The sequence below is a fragment of the Novacetimonas pomaceti genome (assembly GCF_003207955.1).
GTDB classification, from domain to species: Bacteria; Pseudomonadota; Alphaproteobacteria; order Acetobacterales; family Acetobacteraceae; genus Novacetimonas; species Novacetimonas pomaceti.
In genome coordinates this window covers 1-627 of the sequence record NZ_NOXG01000122.1, presented here as the reverse complement: position 1 = coordinate 627, position 627 = coordinate 1, and the positions used below count along the sequence as shown (strand labels likewise).

The window sequence follows — 627 nt, the reverse complement described above, 5'->3', positions numbered from 1 at the left end:
GTCCTCACAGTTCAACGAGTATCGCGAAGAGGACCGGATGGGCGTCGACGGGCTGGAAAACAGGGCGGCCAACGCCCGCCGCTTCGCAGCCGAGCAGGGAATCAAGGCCGCCGCTCTGGTCGCGTCCGCCCGCGGGGCCCTTGCCGCCTACGAGGACATGATCGGCGCCCCGTGGAAGCCCTACACGGCTAGCAACGCCCGCACCATCGACCAGCGGGCCGCAGCCGCCGAGATGGACGCTCTCGGCTTCTGACCGACCCGGCCGGACCCGCGGCAGGTCCGGCCACCCACGGCAAGGTACCTTTCCGCAAGGATCGACCCGCATGAGCGAATATGAATCCATGGCAGACCGCGACGAGGCCTTTGCGCTTTCGCGTGCTGCGCCCGACCACGCATGGGTCCTGACGGACCGGGACGTCTGGCATCGCAATCCTTTTTATCACGGCCCGGAAATGCCGCACCCCGAAGATGACGGCGCCCATGACTTTATTGCCGACCACGGCATCGACGCATGGCGGGAGGCGACCGAGCAGCCTGTCGGGTTGGGGTACCCTGTGAAGGGGTAAGGCTGTAGAGTGTCGCGATGAGCCGCTTCATCCCGTTTGACCGATCCCAGCCGTATCTTCT

The 627-nt window shown here is 65.9% G+C and carries 1 protein-coding gene and 1 pseudogene; both read left to right on the top strand.

Annotated features, from left to right (window positions below; all coding sequences use genetic code 11):
- Nucleotides 1-253: pseudogene (locus CFR71_RS15965) on the top strand (hypothetical protein); the annotation flags it as partial.
- 70 nt (nt 254-323) lie between these two features.
- A complete protein-coding gene (locus CFR71_RS15960; RefSeq protein ID WP_110532262.1) occupies nt 324-566 on the top strand; it encodes a hypothetical protein in 243 nt (80 codons plus the stop codon).
- The last annotated feature ends 61 nt before the right edge of the window (nt 567-627 follow it).

Coding starts and splice junctions, on each gene's coding strand:
- CFR71_RS15960 (WP_110532262.1), top strand. CDS start 324: ATGAGCGAATATGAATCCATGGCAGACCGCGACGAGGCCTTTGCGCTT.